Source organism: Jiella pacifica (genome assembly GCF_010500815.1).
Taxonomy (GTDB): Bacteria; Pseudomonadota; Alphaproteobacteria; order Rhizobiales; family Rhizobiaceae; genus Jiella; species Jiella pacifica.
Map to the genome: position 1 here is coordinate 23,378 of NZ_JAAAMG010000015.1, position 19,003 is coordinate 42,380.

Annotated in this window: 18 protein-coding genes; 11 read left to right on the forward strand and 7 right to left on the reverse strand. The window is 66.6% G+C overall.

The window, feature by feature from the left end; all coding sequences use genetic code 11:
* Window positions 1–80: 80 nt before the first annotated feature.
* From GTK09_RS28035 to GTK09_RS17335, 7 genes are all read right to left on the reverse strand, one after another.
* A complete protein-coding gene (locus GTK09_RS28035) occupies window positions 81–494 on the reverse strand; it encodes an AtpZ/AtpI family protein (protein WP_312869913.1) in 414 nt (137 codons plus the stop codon).
* A 106-nt stretch (window positions 495–600) separates the two neighbouring features.
* Window positions 601–1,644: a TerC/Alx family metal homeostasis membrane protein gene (locus GTK09_RS17310; RefSeq protein ID WP_163464724.1), complete on the reverse strand. Its 1,044-nt coding sequence runs from the start codon at window positions 1,642–1,644 to the stop codon at window positions 601–603.
* Between the two features lie 294 nt (window positions 1,645–1,938).
* Window positions 1,939–2,745: an ethanolamine ammonia-lyase subunit EutC gene (eutC, locus tag GTK09_RS17315; RefSeq protein WP_163464725.1), complete on the reverse strand. Its 807-nt coding sequence runs from the start codon at window positions 2,743–2,745 to the stop codon at window positions 1,939–1,941.
* Complete coding sequence (locus tag GTK09_RS17320; protein WP_163464726.1) at window positions 2,742–4,109, reverse strand: ethanolamine ammonia-lyase subunit EutB; 1,368 nt, start codon at window positions 4,107–4,109, stop codon at window positions 2,742–2,744. Before GTK09_RS17320 ends, eutC begins: the two co-directional genes overlap by 4 nt.
* Window positions 4,110–4,315: 206 nt before the next feature.
* Window positions 4,316–4,717 carry a hypothetical protein gene (locus GTK09_RS17325; protein ID WP_163464727.1) on the reverse strand — a complete coding sequence of 134 codons (402 nt, stop codon included), beginning with the start codon at window positions 4,715–4,717 and terminating at the stop codon, window positions 4,316–4,318.
* 71 nt (window positions 4,718–4,788) lie between these two features.
* Window positions 4,789–5,649: a 3-hydroxyisobutyrate dehydrogenase gene (gene mmsB / locus GTK09_RS17330; protein WP_163464728.1), complete on the reverse strand. Its 861-nt coding sequence runs from the start codon at window positions 5,647–5,649 to the stop codon at window positions 4,789–4,791.
* 106 nt (window positions 5,650–5,755) lie between these two features.
* Entirely contained in the window at window positions 5,756–6,817 is a 1,062-nt protein-coding gene (locus GTK09_RS17335; protein ID WP_246217974.1) for an enoyl-CoA hydratase/isomerase family protein, read from the reverse strand.
* A gap of 168 nt (window positions 6,818–6,985) precedes the next feature.
* On the opposite strand from GTK09_RS17335, the gene GTK09_RS17340 reads away from it, so the two are divergent.
* From GTK09_RS17340 to GTK09_RS17390, 11 genes are all read left to right on the forward strand, one after another.
* Complete coding sequence (locus tag GTK09_RS17340; protein ID WP_163464729.1) at window positions 6,986–7,720, forward strand: class I SAM-dependent methyltransferase; 735 nt, start codon at window positions 6,986–6,988, stop codon at window positions 7,718–7,720.
* A 123-nt stretch (window positions 7,721–7,843) separates the two neighbouring features.
* Entirely contained in the window at window positions 7,844–8,239 is a 396-nt protein-coding gene (locus GTK09_RS17345) for a DUF1761 domain-containing protein (RefSeq protein ID WP_163464730.1), read from the forward strand.
* Between the two features lie 303 nt (window positions 8,240–8,542).
* On the forward strand, window positions 8,543–10,363 hold the full coding sequence (locus tag GTK09_RS17350; RefSeq protein WP_163464731.1) for an IlvD/Edd family dehydratase: 1,821 nt from the start codon (window positions 8,543–8,545) through the stop codon (window positions 10,361–10,363).
* A 125-nt stretch (window positions 10,364–10,488) separates the two neighbouring features.
* Window positions 10,489–11,241, forward strand: a complete 753-nt coding sequence (locus GTK09_RS17355) for an SDR family oxidoreductase (RefSeq protein ID WP_163464732.1) — start codon at window positions 10,489–10,491, stop codon at window positions 11,239–11,241.
* Between the two features lie 469 nt (window positions 11,242–11,710).
* Window positions 11,711–12,685, forward strand: a complete 975-nt coding sequence (gene denD, locus GTK09_RS17360; RefSeq protein ID WP_163464733.1) for a D-erythronate dehydrogenase — start codon at window positions 11,711–11,713, stop codon at window positions 12,683–12,685.
* 56 nt (window positions 12,686–12,741) lie between these two features.
* The gene (locus GTK09_RS17365; RefSeq protein ID WP_163464734.1) at window positions 12,742–13,641 is read left to right on the forward strand and encodes an NAD(P)-dependent oxidoreductase; all 900 of its coding nucleotides are present in this window, start codon (window positions 12,742–12,744) and stop codon (window positions 13,639–13,641) included.
* A 26-nt stretch (window positions 13,642–13,667) separates the two neighbouring features.
* Window positions 13,668–14,495 carry a GntR family transcriptional regulator gene (locus GTK09_RS17370; RefSeq protein WP_312869914.1) on the forward strand — a complete coding sequence of 276 codons (828 nt, stop codon included), beginning with the start codon at window positions 13,668–13,670 and terminating at the stop codon, window positions 14,493–14,495.
* Window positions 14,496–14,614: 119 nt separating this feature from the next.
* Window positions 14,615–15,358, forward strand: coding sequence for an SDR family NAD(P)-dependent oxidoreductase (locus GTK09_RS17375; protein WP_163464735.1), 744 nt, complete (start codon window positions 14,615–14,617; stop codon window positions 15,356–15,358).
* Window positions 15,359–15,997: 639 nt separating this feature from the next.
* Window positions 15,998–16,846 (forward strand): fumarylacetoacetate hydrolase family protein, encoded by an 849-nt coding sequence (locus GTK09_RS17380; protein WP_163464736.1) that lies wholly within the window; start codon window positions 15,998–16,000, stop codon window positions 16,844–16,846.
* Window positions 16,847–17,246: 400 nt separating this feature from the next.
* Entirely contained in the window at window positions 17,247–18,230 is a 984-nt protein-coding gene (locus GTK09_RS17385; RefSeq protein ID WP_163464737.1) for a tripartite tricarboxylate transporter substrate binding protein, read from the forward strand.
* A gap of 299 nt (window positions 18,231–18,529) precedes the next feature.
* Entirely contained in the window at window positions 18,530–19,003 is a 474-nt protein-coding gene (locus GTK09_RS17390; protein ID WP_163464738.1) for a tripartite tricarboxylate transporter TctB family protein, read from the forward strand.

The window sequence follows — 19,003 nt, forward strand, 5'->3', positions numbered from 1 at the left end:
ACCCACGGGGAGACGAATTGCCCATAGCGTTCCCTGCAGCGCGAAGCAACACCCTGACGCCCCTTTCGGGGGGTTTTCGTTTAGCTTCCAAAATCCTTGGACGGCGGCTCGGCTGCATTTGCGGAAGGCTCTCGCTTGGGCGAGACCGAACGAAGCACGTTTCTGACCCCGGCCCCAAAGCCGATCATCAGGAAGACGATCAGCCCGAACGGCATGGTTCCGGCAATGGAGTCGATGCCGTAGCCGATCGCCGCGCCGACGACGACGCCGGCGACGAATTCCGAGCCGAGTTTCAGACCCTCGGCGAGTCCCTGCATGGTGCCGGGCCGGCTATCGCGCTGGGCTTCGGCGGCAGTGCGCAACCGGTGCTCCGCGAGCTTTGCCTCCAGCGCCGACCGGCGGGCGTCCCACGCCGCCGCATCTGGCGGCTCGGAGCTCGTCGGGCCGGACGGGCGGTCCCCGCCCGTGCCGCTACCGGTCTTTCGCTCTGCCACGTTTCGTCGCGCTCCTCGTCGCGGCACCGTCCCGGCGCCTTCGGCCTTCGAACTCAAGTCCGGCCCAAGGCACTGACAGTCCAGGGCCGCCGATGCAAGGCCGACCTTATTTCGGCGGCTTTTCCGACAGCGGGACCATCGAGCGACTCTTCAACAGGCTGGCGATGGTGGTGATCACCAGGATGGAGACGATGACGATCAGCGAGAAGGAGGTGCTGATGTGCGGCAGGCCTTCGATCGGCTGGCCGCCATTGATGAAGGGAAGCGTGTTCGCCTCCATGGCATGGAGGATCAGTTTCACGCCGATGAAGCCGAGGACGAGGGACAGGCCCAGGCCAAGATAGACCAGCCGGTCGAGCAGCCCGCCCACCAGGAAGTAGAGCTGGAGAAGGCCGAGCAACGCGAAGGCGTTGGCGGTGAAGACGATATAGGGAGCGTCCGTCAGGCCGTAGATCGCCGGGATCGAATCGAGCGCGAAGAGGATGTCGGTCATGCCGAGAGCGATGATCACCAGCACCATCGGCGTGTAGAAGCGCTTGCCGTTCTGGATCACGGTGAGAGCATTGCCGTGGAACTGCGAGGTCACCGGCATGCGGCTCTGGAACCACTTCACGAAGGCGTTGGGCTCGTAGTCCTCGTCCGTCGACTTGTGGCCGGACATGCTCTCGACCGCGAGCTTCCAGGCCGTCCACAGGAGGAAGACGCCGAAGATGTAGAACACCCAGGAGAACCGCTCGATCGCCGCCGCGCCGATGGCGATGAAGATGCCGCGCATGATCAGCGCCAGCACGATGCCGATCAGGAGGGCCTTCTGCTGGTCCTCCCGGGGCACCTGAAACGACTTCATGATGATGACGAAGACGAAGAGATTGTCGACCGACAGGCTCTTCTCGGTGATGAAACCGGCAAAATATTCGACGCCGTGGGTATGATCCCAGAACCAGAAGACGCCGCCGCCGAAGATGCAGGCGAGGGCGATGTAGAAGACCGACCAGACCGCCGCTTCCTTGAAGCTCGGCTCGTGGGCCTTGCGCACATGGGTGAGGAAATCGAACAGGAAGAGGGCGGCGAAACCGCCGATCGTGGCCAGCCACACGAAAAGCGGGATCGAACCGTCGCCCGCCGAACCGGCGAAGAAATCTTCCAACATCGAACTCCAGTCGGTGGAATCGGCCGAGGGCCGATGTTTTTCATGTCTTCATGGCGACCGCCCGGCGGGGCCTGCCCACGCGCAAAGGCGGCCGGCGAGCCTTTCGGCTCCGCCGGCCGTCACCCTTAGATGTGTTGCCGCAAGACGGCTTCAAACGGGGGGTGCGCAGATTTTCAGCGGGATGGAAGAAAAAGACCGCCGGGCAAACCGTCGCCGGCCGGGATTGCCGCACCCGTGCCTGGCAGGTCTTGAAAAGCCTTCGGCGCCAGACGATTGACGGGCTCTGGAAGGGTCTCAGCCAGGCAGTTGCGGGCTGGCTGCGTCGGCGGCGATCCGGTCGTCGGCATCGTCCTTGAGCCGCGTGCCGGACAGTCCGAGTTCGGCTGCCCGCACGATCAGGCCGGCGAGCTTTTCTCCGGCGATTTCGGGGCGCAATCCGCCGGGGCGGATGTTGGAGACGCAGTTGCGGTCGGCGTCGGAGCGGCCCGGACCGGGCCGGAAGGTCAGATAGGCGCCGAGGCTGTTTGCCGCAGAAAGGCCGGGTCGCTCGCCGATGAGGATCAGGGCGATCTTCGCATCGAGGGCTTCGCCGATCGGGTCGGACAGGGCGACGCGGGCGCCGGACGCGATGACCACCGGCGCGACGGTCCAACCCTCAGGCAGTGCCGCGAGAAGGCCGGTCGCGACCGCGGCGCCATGGGCGTTCACCGCCGTCGCCGACAGGCCATCGGCGAGGACGACCACCAGATCGAACGGCCCGCCGGACGTCGCTTCCAGCTTCTGCCGCGACCCCTCCGACAGCCGCCGGCCGAGATCCGGACGCCTCAGATAGGTGGCGCGGTCGCTCGCCTGGCTCTCGATGGCGACGGTGTCGAATCCGGCTTCCTCCAGCGTTTTCGCGAGGGCGCCGGCCTGAAATTCCGAATGCACGGCATCGCGGGCCTTCGCATGGGCCTCGGCGAAGTCGAGATGGGCGGCCGTCGGCAGCCCTGCCCCATGCCGGCCGAGGCCGATCCGCGCCTCGGTGAATTGCCGCAGTCGTTCGAGGGGGTGGTCGGCGCCGACGGACGGCGCGGGCGTCTTCGGCGTGTCGCCCGTCATTGCGCGGATTCCAACAGTTTCGATCGTGCGATCAACCCGGCATCCCCCCGGTCGCTCTCCGGCAAAAGGAATCCGGCGTCGTCGAACACGCCCGCCTCTCTCAGCCACGCCTCGAATTCCGGCGCCGGCTTCAGATCCAGCGCCCGGCGGACATAGGCGGCATCGTGATAGGAGGTCGACTGGTAGTTCAACATGACGTCGTCGGAGCCCGGCACGCCCATGACGAAGTTGACGCCGGCAACGGCGAGCAGCGTCAGCAGATTGTCCATGTCGTCCTGATCGGCCTCGGCATGGTTGGTGTAGCAGACGTCCACCCCCATCGGCACGCCGAGCAGCTTGCCGCAGAAATGGTCCTCCAGCCCCGCCCGGGTGATCTCCTTGCCATCGTATAGGTATTCCGGGCCGATGAAGCCGACGACGGTGTTGACGAGCAGCGGGTCGAAGGCCCGCGCGACGGCATAGGCCCGCGCCTCCATGGTCTGCTGGTCGATGCCGAAATGCGCGTCGGCCGACAGCGCCGCCCCCTGCCCCGTCTCGAAATACATGACGTCTTCGCCGATCGTGCCACGCTTCAGGGATTTTGCCGCGTCCTGCGCCTCCTTCAGCATCGACAGCGAGATCCCGAAGGAGGCGTTGGCCTTTTCCGACCCCGCGATCGACTGGAAGACCAGATCCACCGGCGCGCCGCGGGACATGCAGTCGATCGCCGTCGTCACATGGGCCAGCACGCAGGACTGCACCGGGCAGTCGAGCCTGAGGCGCAGCTCCTCGATCAGATCGAGCAGCCGGCGCATCGCCGAGGGGCTGTCGGTCGCCGGATTGATGCCGATCACCGCGTCGCCGCAGCCGAAGGCGAGGCCGTCGAGGATCGAGGCCGCGACGCCCTTGGCATCGTCGGTCGGGTGATTCGGCTGGATGCGCACCGCGAGGCGCCCCGGTAGTCCCACCGTCGTGCGGAACTTCGTCACCACCGGCCGCTTCCTGGCGATGGCGATCAGATCCTGGTTGCGGCAGATCTTCGACACCGCGGCGACCATTTCGGGCGTCAGCGCCCATTTCAGCGCCGAGATTGCCTCGGGCGACGCCTCGTCGGACAGGAGAAAGTCGCGGAAGTCGCCGACGGAAAGCCCGGCGATCGGCCGGAAGGCGGCCTCGTCATGCTGGTCGAGGATCAGCCGCTGGACCTCGTCCGTCTCCGGATCGATCAGCGGCGTTTGGAGGATCTCGGCAAGCCCGGTCTCGGCCAGCCGCCGCTGCGCCCTCACCCGCGCTTCCTGGCTCTCGGCCGCGACGCCGGCGAGAAAATCGCCGGAACGGGCCGGCGAAGCCTCGGCGAGAAGGGTCTTGAGCTGCTCGGGACCCATGAAGCCTGTCCTTAAGTGCGCAGCCTCCGGCACTCCTATTTTCCGAAAGACTGCCCGTTTGCCTGATGGAACGGCATTTCAAGTCAGTGGTCAAATCCAATGCAGGTAGTTCCGAGCCAAAAGCCCTAACCCGGGGAGCTTTCCGCAACAGCGCAATCTCTGAACAAACGACAGAAAAACGCGGCCGTCGCCGTGAGCCTTGCCCATCAGTAGTAGGCTGAGCCCTTGTCCCATCGCTTTATGCGATGGATTGCAATTGAGCGATCCTCGAGCGGCTCCACTATCAGTCCGGGCTTGAGATCGACGTCGCCGAGAAACATGAACGGCGAAGGATCATTGAAGAGCTTTGCCGAGAGTGATTGGCAGCGCTTGCCCTCTATCGTTGTTTCTGTGCACAGACGACGCCCTTTCTCGGGATCGAAACGGCCATAAAAAAAGACTCTAGTCGTAGAATAGCCATCAAACCGCTCGCCTTCGAAATCACCAAATTCGAACCCGAAATCAGTGTAAGCCGTGAGATACGCACCAATCGCTTCGATTAGTTCGCTCAGCGTAATCATAGGAATGCGACGTTTGGGCCTGGGCGGAACGATGAAGGTATCTGACATGCCGGAGACTATACAACCAGGATAAGAAAAAGCGAGATTTATCAAATCTCAGATCCCCGTCGGCTAGCCACTCACCCCGCGCTCAGCTTCTCCAGGATCGCCGAAAAGTCCCTGCCCTTGCCGCCGCCCTCGACGAACGCCTTATAGACGTCCCGCGCGTGCCGGCCGAGTTCGGTCGCCGCGCCGTTCTTTTCGGCGGCGGTCTGGGAGAGGTCGAGGTCCTTGAGCATCAGCTCGGCGGCAAAGCCCGGCTTGTAGTCGCGATCCGCCGGGCTTTCCGGCCCGACGCCCGGCGCCGGGCAATAGGTGTTGAGGGACCAGCAGGAGCCGGAGGAGGTCGAGGCGACGTCGAACATCGCCTGGCGGTCGAGGCCGAGCTTGTCGGCGAGATGGAAGGCCTCACAGACGCCGATCATGGATATCCCGAGGATCATGTTGTTGCAGATCTTCGCCGCCTGGCCGGCGCCGGCCTCGCCGCAGTGGACGGCCTTCGCCCCCATGAGCTCGAACAGCGGCCGGCCCTTGGCGAAGGCCGCCTCAGACCCGCCGACCATGAAAGTCAGCGTGCCGGCGGCAGCGCCGCCCGTTCCGCCGGAGACCGGCGCGTCGAGGGACATCAGCCCCTTTTCGCCGGCGAGCGCGTGGACGGCCCGGGCGCTTTCGACGTCGATGGTCGAGCAGTCGATGATCAGCGTCTCCGGATCGGCCGCTGCGACGATCGCCTCGTGTACCGTCCGCACAATCGCGCCGTTCGGCAGCATGGTGACGATCACCTCCTGGCCGCTCACCGCGTCTTCCATCGCGGCGGCCGGCGTCACGCCCTCGACCGTCACGCCCGCCGTGTCGAAGCCGGTGACCGCGTGGCCGGCCGCGACGAGGTTCTTCGCCATCGGCGCGCCCATGTTGCCGAGACCGACGAAACCGATCTTCATGGCATTTCCTCCCCTGTTGTCCTGCAGCGCCCCGGGGGCGCTCTCATTTATACGGACAAGGCTATCGCGTCCGCCTGCCCGACACACCATCCAAAACCGGCGCCGGTCAGAACGCCAGCTCGTCCTCGCCCAGCGGCGCCAGCATTGCCTCGACACGCTCCCGCGGCAGATCCTCGATCCGCGCCGCCGACCAGCGGGGATTTTTATCCTTGTCGATGACGACCGCGCGGGTGCCTTCGAGAAAGTCGCCGTCCGACTGGGCGCGGTGGGTGTAGCGATATTCGCGTTGCAGCGCCGTTTCTATGGTTGGATCGGCACGGGCGGCGCGCACCAGCTCCAGCGTCGCGGCGACCGAGAGGGGCGAGCCGCGGCGGATGAGCCTGGCGGTCTGCGCCGCGAAGTCGCCGCCGTCGTCCTCCAGCGCCGCGAGGATCGCGCTAGCGTCCGGCTCGGCGAAGAACCGATCGATCTCGGCCATCCGGCCCTCCAGTTCGCCGGCCTCGGGCGTCTCGAACAGATCGTCGAGCGCTTGCGGATCGCCGGTCGATTCCAGCCGGCCGATCGCCTCGCCGATCTTCGCCGCGGGCAGATACCGGTCGGCGAAGCCGGAAAAGATCGCGTCGGCGGCCTTCATGCGAAAGCCGGTGAGGCCGAGATATTCGCCGAGCCGGCCCGGCGCTCGGGCGAGAACCAGCGAACCGCCGACGTCGGGAATGAGGCCGATGCCGCATTCGGGCATCGCCACCATCGAGCGCTCGGTGACGATCTTGAGATCGCCATGGGCGGAAAGGCCGACGCCGCCGCCCATGACGATGCCGTCCATCATCGCGACATAGGGTTTTTCGTAGCGGGCGATCGCCCGGTTCATCCGGTACTCGTCGGCAAAGAAGCGTCGCGCCGGCTCGAACCGGCCGGCCTTGCCCTCGTGATAGAGCGCGGCGATGTCGCCGCCGGCCGAGAAGGCCTTTTCGCCCATCGCGTCGATGACGACGATCTTCACCGTGTCGTCTTCGGCCCATGCGGCGAGCGCGGCATCGATGGCGAGCGCCATCTCGTGGTCGAGAGCGTTCAGCGCCTTCGGCTTGGCGAGGGTGATTCGCCCGGCCTGCCCGGCCTTCTTCAGGATGACGCCCTTGGAGGCCGCAGGCTCTTCGTCGATTGCTGGCAAGGCTTGGCTCCCCGTTTTGGCCGTTTGCGTTTCGGCCTTCGTGCCAAGATGTCGTCTCCGGCCGGCTTGTCCATCGCTGGCGCAATGGGCCAAGCGCATGTTCACGTCGCGCCGCCGACGAGCGGCCGGCTGCGACGAGCCGGCTGGCAAGACGAGAAAGAGGATCGCATGTCCGAGAAGGAAAGGCCGCAGGCGCCGCACCCGCTTGCCGAAAGGGAACGGCTCGATCCTGCCCGCGCCACCACCTTCGTCGCCGCGAACACGTCGGTGTCCTGCCCGCCGCACTTGCCGGAAATCCGCCTCCGTCTCGCCTCCGAGGCCCACGAGATCTGGTTGAAGAGCGAGGTGGAACTGGAGGCGATCGGCCTGCCGCCACCCTTCTGGGCCTTTGCCTGGGCGGGCGGCCAGGGGCTCGCGCGGTTTCTGCTCGATCATCCCGAGACCGTCGCCGGGCGCAGCGTCCTCGACTTCGCCTCGGGCTCCGGCCTCGTCGCCATCGCCGCCGCGATGGCCGGCGCGAAGCCGGTGACGGCGGCCGACATCGACCCCTTCGCCGCGGCGGCGCTCGAAGCGAACCTCGCGCTCAACTTCGGCGGCAGCTTCGGGACCGGCGCGGAGAAGGTGCGGTTTCTTCGGGGCGACCTCGTCGGGCGTGCGGTCGACGCCGACCTCGTTCTTGCCGGCGACGTCTTCTACGACCGGGAGATGGCCGGAAGCCTGATTCCCTGGTTCGACAAGCTGGCGGCCGGCGGGACGACCGTTCTCGTCGGCGATCCCGGCCGGGCCTATCTGCCGCGCGGACGGCTCGAATGGCTCGGCGAATACAAAGTGCCGGTCAGCCGGGAACTGGAGGACCAGGAGATCAAGCGCGTCGCGGTCTGGCGATGGCTGGCGAGGCCGTGAGGATCCGCCCTGGCCCTCGTCTCGGGAGGGGCGCCGAAGTCGCACCAAATGGTAATGTTCGGTTGACGAAATCGCCATGGAATCGCAAGCTCGTTTCCGGGGAAACGAGGGGGCGGACGACCGATGTCGCTGACGGCGGTCGATTACTTTGCCATCGTGCTGGCGACGGTGGTGTCGATGATCGTCGGGACGATCTGGTACACGGCGTTCGCCCGCAACTGGCGGCGCGCGGCGCGGCTCGAAGTGCTCGGCGGCGGGGACCGCACCAGCAACATCTTTCTCGCCGCATTGGCCGAGCTGGTGATGGCGACGATCTTCGCCCTCCTGCTCGCCCATTTCCAGGCGGTGACGCTTGCCGGCGCCTTGCTGGCCGCCTTCTATCTCTGGCTCGGCTTCGTCGCGACGACCGTCGTCGTCAACCGTCGCTTCCAGCGCTTCGGCTGGGATCTGGCCCTGATCGACGCCGGCCACTGGCTGTTCGTGCTGCTCGGCCAGGGCCTCGTCTTCGGCAGCTTCTGATCTGCGGGATGAAGGCCCGGTCGTGCCGGGTGCGGGGGCGAGCGTAGAGACGCCGCGCGTCTTTCTCATCCAACAGCGTATTCGCTATCGCCGATTGCATCACCTGTCGAAGACATGCGTTCGGGCCAGCGTTTGCGCGAGCGTCGGGGGGTCTACATCCCGAGCGCGCCTCATTTTCGCGAGATCGGTGGTGATGGAAGCGCCCGAAAGCCAAGGAAGACTTTGCGCTCGCCGGCGCTTATTGTATACGTCGTTCCATGACAAATGAGGCCTCCGCCCGCGGCGGACGGGCCGGGAGCCGCAATGACCGATTCGAATTTCCCCAAGATCCCCCTCAGGTCCCGTGCGTGGTTCGACAACCCCGACAATCCGGACATGACGGCGCTCTATCTCGAGCGCTACCTGAATTTCGGCCTCAGCCAGGATGAACTCCAGTCCGGCAAGCCGATCATCGGCATCGCCCAGACCGGCTCGGACCTGTCGCCCTGCAACCGCCACCATCTGGAACTGGCCAAGCGCGTGCGCGAGGGCATCCGCGAGGCCGGCGGTATCGCCATCGAGTTTCCCGTCCATCCGATCCAGGAGACCGGCAAGCGGCCGACCGCCTCGCTCGACCGGAACCTCGCCTATCTCGGCCTCGTCGAGCTCCTCTATGGCTATCCGCTCGACGGTGTCGTGCTCACCATCGGCTGCGACAAGACTACGCCGGCCTGCCTGATGGCGGCGGCGACGGTCAACATTCCGGCGATCGCGCTCTCCGTCGGGCCGATGCTGAACGGCTGGTTCCGCGGCGAGCGCACCGGTTCCGGCACCATCGTCTGGAAGGCCCGCGAGCTGATGGCCGCCGGCGAGATCGACTATCCGGGCTTCGTCAAGCTGGTCGCCTCCTCGGCGCCCTCCACCGGCTATTGCAACACCATGGGCACGGCCTCGACGATGAACTCGCTGGCCGAGGCGCTGGGCATGCAGTTGCCCGGCTCGGCGGCGATCCCGGCGCCCTATCGCGACCGCCAGGAGATGAGCTATCTCACCGGCAAGCGCATCGTCGAGATGGTCCATGAGGACCTCAAGCCGACCGACATCCTCACCAAGGACGCCTTCGTCAACGCCATCCGCGTCAATTCGGCGATCGGCGGCTCGACCAATGCACCGATCCATCTCAATGCGTTGGCACGCCATGTCGGCGTCGAGCTTTCGATCGACGACTGGCAGACCTATGGCGAGGAGATCCCGCTTTTGGTCAATCTCCAGCCGGCCGGCGAATATCTCGGCGAGGACTATTATCACGCCGGCGGCGTTCCGGCGGTGGTCAACCAGCTGATGGAACAGGGCCTCATCAAGGAGGACGCCCTGACGGTGAACGGCAAGTCGATCGGCGACAACTGCCGTGGCGCCGTCATCGAGGACAAGAACGTCATCCGCACCTACGACAACCCGCTGAAGCCCCATGCCGGCTTCCGGGTGCTGAAGGGCAATCTCTTCTCTTCGGCGATCATGAAGCTCTCGGTGATCTCGCCGAAGTTCCGCGAGCGCTACCTGTCGAACCCAGAGGACCCGATGGCCTTCGAGGGCAAGGCAGTGGTCTTCGACGGGCCGGAGGACTACCACCACCGGATCGACGATCCGGCGCTCGACATCGACGAGAATTCCGTCCTGTTCATGCGCGGCGCGGGGCCGATCGGCTATCCCGGCGGCGCCGAGGTGGTGAACATGCGGGCGCCCGACTATCTTATCAAGCGCGGCATCACCGAGCTGCCCTGCATCGGCGACGGCCGCCAGTCCGGCACGTCCGGCTCGCCGTCGATCCTCAACGCTTCGCCGGAAGCGGCCGCCGGCGGCGGGCTGGCGCTGCTTGTGACCGGCGACAAGGTGCGCATCGATCTCGGCCGCGGCACCGCCGACATCCTGATCTCGGAAGAGGATCTCGCCACCCGGCGCAAGGACCTCGAGGCCAAGGGCGGCTATCAGTTCCCCGCCCATCAGACGCCGTGGCAGGAAATCCAGCGGGGCATCGTCTCGCAGTTCGAGACCGGCATGGTGCTCGAGCCGGCCGTCACCTATCAGCGCCTCGCGCAAGGGGGGACGAGCGGCGACATGCCCAAGGTGCCGCGCGACAACCATTGAGGCGAGGCCGGGCCGGGCGGTCGCTTGCCGTTTCGGCCCAACGCCCGTTCGAGACGCAAGGCCGTTATCGGCTCGGCACTCGCCAGTGCCGGGCACCGGACAGATGACATGAAGGAATTCCGACCATGACAGGACGCCTCGAGGGCAAGGTCGCCGTCTGCACCGCCGCCGGGCAGGGCATCGGCCGCGCCGTCGCCGAAGCCTTCGTCGCCGAGGGGGCGACGGTCTACGCCACCGATCTCGACGCGCAGAAGCTCACCGGCCTCGATCATGCCGGCAACGCCCACCTCGCCGCCCTCGACGTCACCGATTCGGCGGCGGTGAAAGCCTATCTCGACACCATCGAGGCGCCCGACATCCTGTTCAACTGTGCCGGCTACGTCCATCACGGGACCATTCTCGACTGCGACGAGGCGGCCTGGGACTTCTCCTTCGACCTCAACGTCAAGGCGATGCACCGGACGATCTCGGCGCTGCTGCCACGCATGCTCGAAAACGGCGGCGGCTCGATCATCAACGTCGCTTCGGCCGCCTCCTCGATCAAGGCCGTGCCGAACCGCTACGTCTATATGGCCAGCAAGGCGGCGGTGGTTGGCCTCACACGGTCGATCGCCATCGACTTCGTCAAGCGCGGCATCCGCTGCAACGCCATCTGCCCCGGCACGATCGAATCCCCCTCGCTGGACGGGCGGATCGCGGAACTCGGCAAGTCGGTCGGCGGGACCGACAAGGCGCGGGCGGCCTTCGTCGAGCGCCAGCCGATGGGCCGCATCGGCCGGGCGGCGGAGATCGCCCATCTCGCGGTCTATCTCGCCTCGGACGAAAGCGCCTTCACGACGGGAACGACGCAGGTGATCGACGGCGGCTTTTCGCTGTAGGCGAAGAAGAGGGATCGGGACACAGGATCGGAGGCAGGGGAGCGAAGACGGTCGGACATGTCAGGATGGGCGAAAGCGACTGACCTCGTCATCCCGGGCTTGACCCGGGATCCATTCCAAATCGCCGACGCCGCCGAGACCGACGGCCGACGCCGCGATGGTGTCCCCGATCGGAGGGACTTCTTCGACGCAGAGGAATGGATCCCGGGTCAAGCCCGGGATGACGAAGCTTCAGCGTGATCGGCTTCCGCGATGACCTGAGCGACAGACGCTCCATCGACGACCGGGCAAGTGGCGGAGCGTGGTTCGATCTCTGCCCTTGAGGGGAGATGTCCGCCCTTCGACGGGCTCAGGAGGACAGAGGGGGCGCGCTGGACGCAAGCGCTTCCGACGGTCCCGCCGCGTCCAGGCGAATGAAATGCGCGTCCAGGCGAAGGCCGGCGCGTCAAAAGCATAAGGGAGGAAGAGCATGCGGATCCTGATCCTCGGCGCGGCCGGCATGGTGGGGCGGCGGCTGATCGAACGGCTGCTGGCCGAGAAGACCATCGCCGGCGAGGCGATCACGGCGATCGACGCCTTCGACGTCGTGGAGCCGCAGATCGCGGCGCCTGAGGGTGTCGCCATCGAGGCTGCGGCCGGCGACATCGCCGACAAGGCGACGGTCGAGGCGCTGGTCAAAAAGCGTCCCGACATGATCTTCCACCTTGCGGCCATCGTCTCCGGCGAGGCTGAGGCGGATTTCGACAAGGGCTACCGGATCAACCAGCAGGGCATGTCGTATCTGCTCGAGGCGATCCGCGCCGCAGGCGAGAACTACCGCCCGCGCCTCGTCTTCACCTCCTCGATCGCCGTCTTCGGCGCCCCCTTCGAGGACAAGATCACCGACACCTTTCTCGCCGCGCCCTTGACCAGCTACGGCACCCAGAAGGCGATCTGCGAGCTCCTCCTCAACGACTACAGCCGCAAGGGCTTCGTCGACGGCGTCGGCATCCGGCTTCCGACCATCGTCGTGCGTCCCGGCAAGCCGAACAAGGCGGCGTCGAGCTTCTTTTCCGGCATCATCCGCGAGCCTCTGGCCGGCGAGGAGGCGATCCTTCCCGTCGCCGACGACGTCCGGCACTGGGTGGCGAGCCCGGCCTCGGCAGTGGAATTCCTGATGCATGCGGCGACCATGGACACCGACGTCCTCGGGGCCCGCCGCTGCCTGACCATGCCCGGCCTTTCGGTCACCATCGCCGAGATGATCGAGGCGCTGCGGGAGGTGGCCGGCGACGCGGTGGTGAACCGCATCCGCCGCGAGCCCGATGCGGTGATCGAGAAGATCGTCGCCGGCTGGCCGCGCGACTTCGACGCCAGCCGGGCGACGAGCGTCGGCTTTTCCGCCGACAAGAGCTTTGCCGATATCGTTCGGGCGCACATCGCCGACGAGGCGGCGCGGGGGTGATCGCGCGACGCCAACACCGACACGAGCCGCATAATCGAACCGAGGAGATCCACATCATGACCGACCGCCCCCATATCGGCTTCATCGGCGCCGGGCTGATGGGCCACGGCATGGCGAAGAATCTCGTCGAAGCCGGCTATCCCCTGTCCGTCCTCGCCCATCGCAACCGCGAGCCGATCGAGGATCTCGTTTCACGTGGAGCAGGCGAGGCGAAGGACGTCGCCGAAATCGCGTCGAATGCCGACGTAGTCTTTCTCTGCCTGCCCGGCAGCCCGGAGGTCGAGGCTGCCGTCGACACCCTCCTCGGTGCCAAGGGCAAGGTGCGGACGATCATCGACAGTTCCACCGCCAATCCCGTGTCGACCGGCACGCTCGCCGCGCGCTGCGAGGCAGCCGGCGTCACCTTCGTCGACGCGCCTCTGTCGCGGACGCCGAAGGAGGCCTGGGAGGGCAATCTCGACATCATGGTCGGGGCGAGCGAAGAGGTGTTCGCGCGGCTCAAGCCGATCCTCGACGTCGTCGGCGGCAAGGTGGTGCGGGTCGGCGAGGTCGGCGCCGGCCACACGATGAAGCTCCTCAACAATTTCCTGTCGCTCGGCTATGCGTCGATCTATGCCGAAGCGCTGGCCATCGGCGCCAAGAGCGGCGTCTCGGCCGAGGTGTTCCATTCGGTCATCGGCGGCGGCCGGATGGATTGCGGCTTCTACCAGACCTTCATGGACTATGTCGTCGGCGGCAATCCGAACGCCCACAAGTTCACTTTGCGCAACGCCCACAAGGACATGCGCTATCTCGTGTCGCTCGCCAATGAGAGCGGCATCGCCAGCAACGTTTCCTCGGCGGTGAAGAACGGGCTCGCCACCGCCGAGTCGCTCGGCCGCGGCGGCAACTACCTGCCGACGCTCGCCGACACCGTCGCCGAGCTGAACGGCGTTACGAAGACGAAGGGGCAGTGACCGGGGCGGGCCCAGGGGAAGGGAACGTGGATGCCGACGATGCCATGGCGGCGATGACGCCCGAGGACCGGCCGGAGACGGCGGAGGGTCCGCAGATCGTGCCGGGCGACCTCGCCCGGCCGAAAAAGGCCCGGCCGAGCCGGGCGCCCGCCGGTTCGCGGCCGCGGCCGACTCTCGCCGGCGTCGCCCGCATGCCGGCCCGCGACCGCGCCTATCACGACCTGAAGTTCCGCATCCTCGAAGGCCGGCTGCCGCCTGGCACGAAACTCCTCGAGGCGGAGGTCGCGAGCCTGCTCGGCCTCTCCCGCACGCCGGTGCGCGAGGCGCTGATCCGGCTGGAGGAGGAGGATCTCGTCGAGGTCCGGCCGCGCCACGGCATCACCGTGAAGTCCCAGTCGCTGGACGACCTCGCCCAGATCTACGACGTCCTCTCGCCCCTGGAGGTCCGGGCCGCGGCGCGGCTCGCAAGGCGCGGCCTCGAGGAGGACGAGGCGCGGCGCCTGTCGTCCCTGCTCGACCAGATGGAGCGGGAAACGACCCGCGGCGACATCGTCCAGTGGTCGCATCTCGACAACGTCTTCCATTCCGAACTCGTCGGCCTGTGCGGCAATCGCCGTCTGCAGGCGGCGCTGCGGCTGTGCTGGGACCAGCAGTACCGGGCGCATATGGCGATCGTGAAGCTCAGGCCCCGGCCGACCCAGTCGGACCGCGAGCACAGGGCGATCTTCGAGGCGATCCGCGCCGGCGACGAGCGCCTCGCGACCCATCTTCACGCCCAGCACCGGGACCGGGCCGACCGGATGGCCCTGTCCATCCTCAGGCAGCAGGCGGGGGGCTTTGCCGCCCCGGGATGAATGCGACCGGGTCCGGGCAGCCGGACCAACCGGCGACGTATACGTTGATCGCAAGGGACCGATATGGCATGGCGAGGCGGCTCGCGGCGCCGATGACCGCGACAAGGGAGTGAACGGACATGAACCGCATCGATCTTTCCGGCCGCAGGGCCGTCGTCACCGGCGGCGCCAGGGGCATCGGCCTTGCCACCGCCGAGCGGATGATCGACAGCGGCGCCTCGGTCATTCTCTGGGACGTCGACGGCGCAGCGATCGAGGCGGCCGTCGGCCAGCTCGGGCCGCAGGCGAGCGGCTCCGTCGTCGAACTCACCGACGAGACCTCGGTCGGGGCCGCGGCCGTGGCGGCGCTCGCCGGCGGCAACATCGACATCCTGATCAACAATGCCGGCATCACCGGCGGCAACGGCAAGACCTGGGAGCTCGAGCCTGCGATCTGGCGCAAGACCCTCGAGGTCAATCTCGTCGGGCCCTATCTGACTGCCCGCGCCCTCGTCCCCGCGATGGTCGAGGCCGGCTACGGCCGCATCGTCAATGTCGCCTCGATCGCCGGCAAGGAGGGCAACCCCAACGCCTCGCACTACTCGGCCTCGAAGGCCGGGCTGATCGGACTGACCAAGTCCCTCGGCAAGGAGCTTGCGGGCTCCGGCGTCCTCGTCAACTGCATCACGCCCGCCGCCGCGCGCACCGCGATCTTCGACCAGATGAGCCAGGAGCATATCGACTTCATGCTGTCGAAGATCCCGCTCGCTCGCTTTGTCGAGCCGTCGGAGGTTGCGGCGATGATCGTCTGGCTGTCGTCGGAAGACTGTTCGTTTTCCACCGGCGCGGTGTTCGACATCTCCGGCGGCCGCGCGGTGTATTGAGGCACATGGTGGACGCAGTCTTGGCGATGAGCGCCGTTCAGACCGGAGGCTTATGCAGAAGATTGCCCCGCTGGACGCAGAAACTGGAGGCGCCAACCCCAACGCTTCGTCATTCTCGGACCCCGTCCCGAGAATCCAGAGATCGTCGGGCGCCTTCGGCTTCAGCTGCAGAGGGCGGAAGCGGCCAATGCGGCGGCAACCGCCCCTGGATTCTCGGGACGGGGCCCGAGAATGACGACCGTGTTGTCTCAGTTGCAGTCTGTCCTCGGGAATGCCCATCGGCAGCGGGTTCCTGGAAGACGCCTGAAAGCAGGGTCGCGAACATTGCAGCCTCGTCATCCCGGCCTCCGAGCCGGGACCCATTCCAAATCGTCGAAGCTGGCTCTCGCTGCAGAAAGCCCATTCGGTGGAAGTGCGTTACGGCAACGGCTTCAGCGATTTGGAATGGATCCCGGGTCAGGCCCGGGATGACGAACCTGCGGTGCTGACACCCGTTTTGCCACGTCGCGGCGCTGCCCGGGCATCCGGACGTTGGAGCCCGCAAGGGAGGCGCAACTCTTTTCACCACGAACCCGAGGACGTCGCCGCGCCGACGGTTTCGTGCCCCACCCCCACCCCCACCACCTCTGAAAGGACACCATGAAACTCGTTCGCTACGGCCCCCTCGGCCAGGAAAAGCCCGGCATGATCGATGCCGATGGCAAGCTCCGCGACCTCTCCGGCCATGTCGCCGACATCGCCGGCGACGTCCTGTCGCAAAAGGGCCTCGCCGCCCTCGAGGCGATCGACCCGGCCACCCTGCCGGCGGTCGAGGGCAACCCCCGCTACGGCGCCCCGGTCGGCGGCGTCTCGAAGATCCTCTGCATCGGCCTCAACTATTCCGACCATGCCGCGGAGACCGGCGCCGAGCCGCCGAGCGAGCCGATCATCTTCACCAAGCAGATCAACGCTTTGTGCGGCCCGAACGACGACGTCGAGATGCCGCGCGGCTCCGACGCCCTCGATTGGGAGGTCGAGCTGGCGGTGATCATCGGCTCGCGGGCGAAATACGTCTCGAAGTCCGACGCGATGGACTACGTCGCCGGCTTTGCGGTGATGAACGACGTCTCCGAGCGGACCTTCCAGATCAAGCGCCAGGGCCAGTGGACCAAGGGCAAGAGCCACGACACCTTCGGGCCCCTCGGCCCCTGGCTGGTCACCCGGAACGAGGTGTCCGATCCGCACGATCTCGACATGTGGCTGGACGTCAATGGCGAGCGGCGCCAGACCGGCACCACCTCGACGCTGATCTTCGACCTGCCCCACGTCGTCTCCTACGTGTCGCAGTTCATGACGCTGATGCCGGGCGACGTCATCACCACCGGCACGCCTCCCGGCGTCGCCATGGGCATGAAGCCGCCGCAGTACCTCAAGGTCGGCGACGTCATGACACTGGGCATCGCCGGGCTCGGCGAGCAGAAGCAGACGGTGATCGCCGCGCGGGATTGAGCAAGCTCGAAGGCACGCTAGAGCGGGATGAGATGAGCTTCGCTCATCATCTCGCTCTATCTCTCTGTCTGCGCATGATCTTCTCCGAAAACCGGTTCCCACTTTTCGGGATCATGCCCTAAAGGCAAAGCAGCGAAGGCGTCCGGTTCGGGCGCCTTCGTCGTTTCAGGCCCCTGGAACGGCGATCGGCCGCGCGGAATCGATAAATCAGCCGGATTGAATTGCCACGTATACGTTGACACTGCGTCATCGGACCCGGATAGTGCCGGCCAGTGAGATCGCCGGGCTGGGAGGCTGGGATCGCTCGGTGCGAGGAGGCATCGGGCGAACCTTTGGAGAGGCAGCAATGTCTCTTGCAGGCAGGACATCCTGTGGCGATCGATCGGTTTTGGGAGGAAACATGCTCAGACGTTCGCTTCTCGCCGCGACGGCCGCCATCACCATGGCCGCTCTCGCCGCCCCTGTCGCTAATGCGCAGGAGGACTATCCCAGCCGGCCGATCCAGATGATCGTGCCCTGGGGCGCCGGCGGCGGCACCGATGCGGTCGGCCGCGTCGTCGCCTCGCTGCTGCAGGAAGAGCTCGGCCAGCCGGTCACCGTCATCAACCGCACCGGCGGTTCGGGCGTCGTCGGCCACAGCGCCATCGCCAATGCCGAGCCGGACGGCTACACCCTCGGCATCATGACGATCGAGATCGACATGATGCACTGGCAGGGCCTGACCGATCTCACCTACGAGAATTACGACATCCTCGCTCTCGTCAATGCCGATCCCGGCGGCGTCATGGTCTCGGCCGATTCCGGCTACGAGAACGTCCAGGCGCTGCTCGACAAGATCAAGTCGGAACCCAAAGGCACCTTCAAGGCGTCCGGCACCGGCCAGGGGGGCATCTGGCATCTCGGCCTCGCCGGCTGGCTGCTCTCGGAAGGCCTCGAGCCCGACTACGTCACCTTCGTGCCGAGCCAGGGCGCGGCCGCCGGCATCACCGACATGGTCGCCGGCGGCGTCGACATCGTCCCCTCCTCGCTCGCCGAGGGCCGCTCGATGATCGATGCCGGCCGGGTCAAGCCGCTCGCCTCCATGTCGGCCGAGCGCCAGGAAATGTTCCCCGACGTGCCGACCCTGAAGGAAGGCACCGGTTCGGACTGGACGCTCGCCGTCTGGCGGGCGGTGGTGGCGCCGAAGGGCCTGCCGGAGGACGTCAAGGCGAAGCTGATCGGCGCCGTCGAGACGGCCTACAACTCCGAGGAATACCAGACCTTCATGAAGGATCGCGGCTTCGGCGTGCGCTGGGCCGCCGGCGAGGAGGCGACCAAGATCGTCGCCGAGGACGACGCGGCTCTCGGCGAGGTGATGAAGAAGGCCGGGCTGGCGAAGCAGTAGGACGGCCGATCGCGCAGGCGCCTTCGGGCGCCTCGCTTTCGGGCGCCGAGGCTGCGAACCCCCCTCTGCCTGCCGGCATCTCCCCCACAAGGGGGGAGATCGACCCTTCGCCCGCGTCCCTTCCATGGTTTCGGCGTCTGGTCCAAAGAGCCAGCCGTGGATCATGAGGTGCGGACGAAGATCGAGGAACTGATCTCCCCCCTTGTGGGGGAGATGCCGGCAGGCAGAGGGGGGGTCCCCGCGCGGCCGTGAACGAGCTTCCCGCAACCGCCGCCTCGTCCCAATTCCCGGACAACCCCATGAAATTCAACGACCTGCTTCTCGGCCTCCTCGTCCTTCTCGGCGGTATCGCGATCTACGTCTCGGCCCTCGGCTTCACCGACATTCCCGGGCAGGATTACGGCGCCGGGACGATGCCGCGGGCGGTCGCGGTCTTTGCCTCGCTTCTCGGCCTGTTCATGATCGTCAAGGCGCTGCTCGCCGGTCTCCGCATTCCCGGACTGGAACTCGCGCCCTGGCTCCGCTCGCGCCGTTCCGTCCTGTCGGTCGTCGTCGCCCTCGCCCTCGTCGTCTTCTACATCGTCGCGGCGCCGTCGATCGGCTTCGTCCCGGCCTCGCTGGTGGTCATGGCCGTGCTCATGCTGACGCTGAAGACCAAGCCGCTGACGGCCATCGCGGTGTCCGTACTCGCCTGCGTCGTCATCCAGCAGGCCTTCGGGCGGCTCCTGCTCGTGCCGCTGCCGCGCAGCGAATTCCTCGGGTTTCTGTGGTAG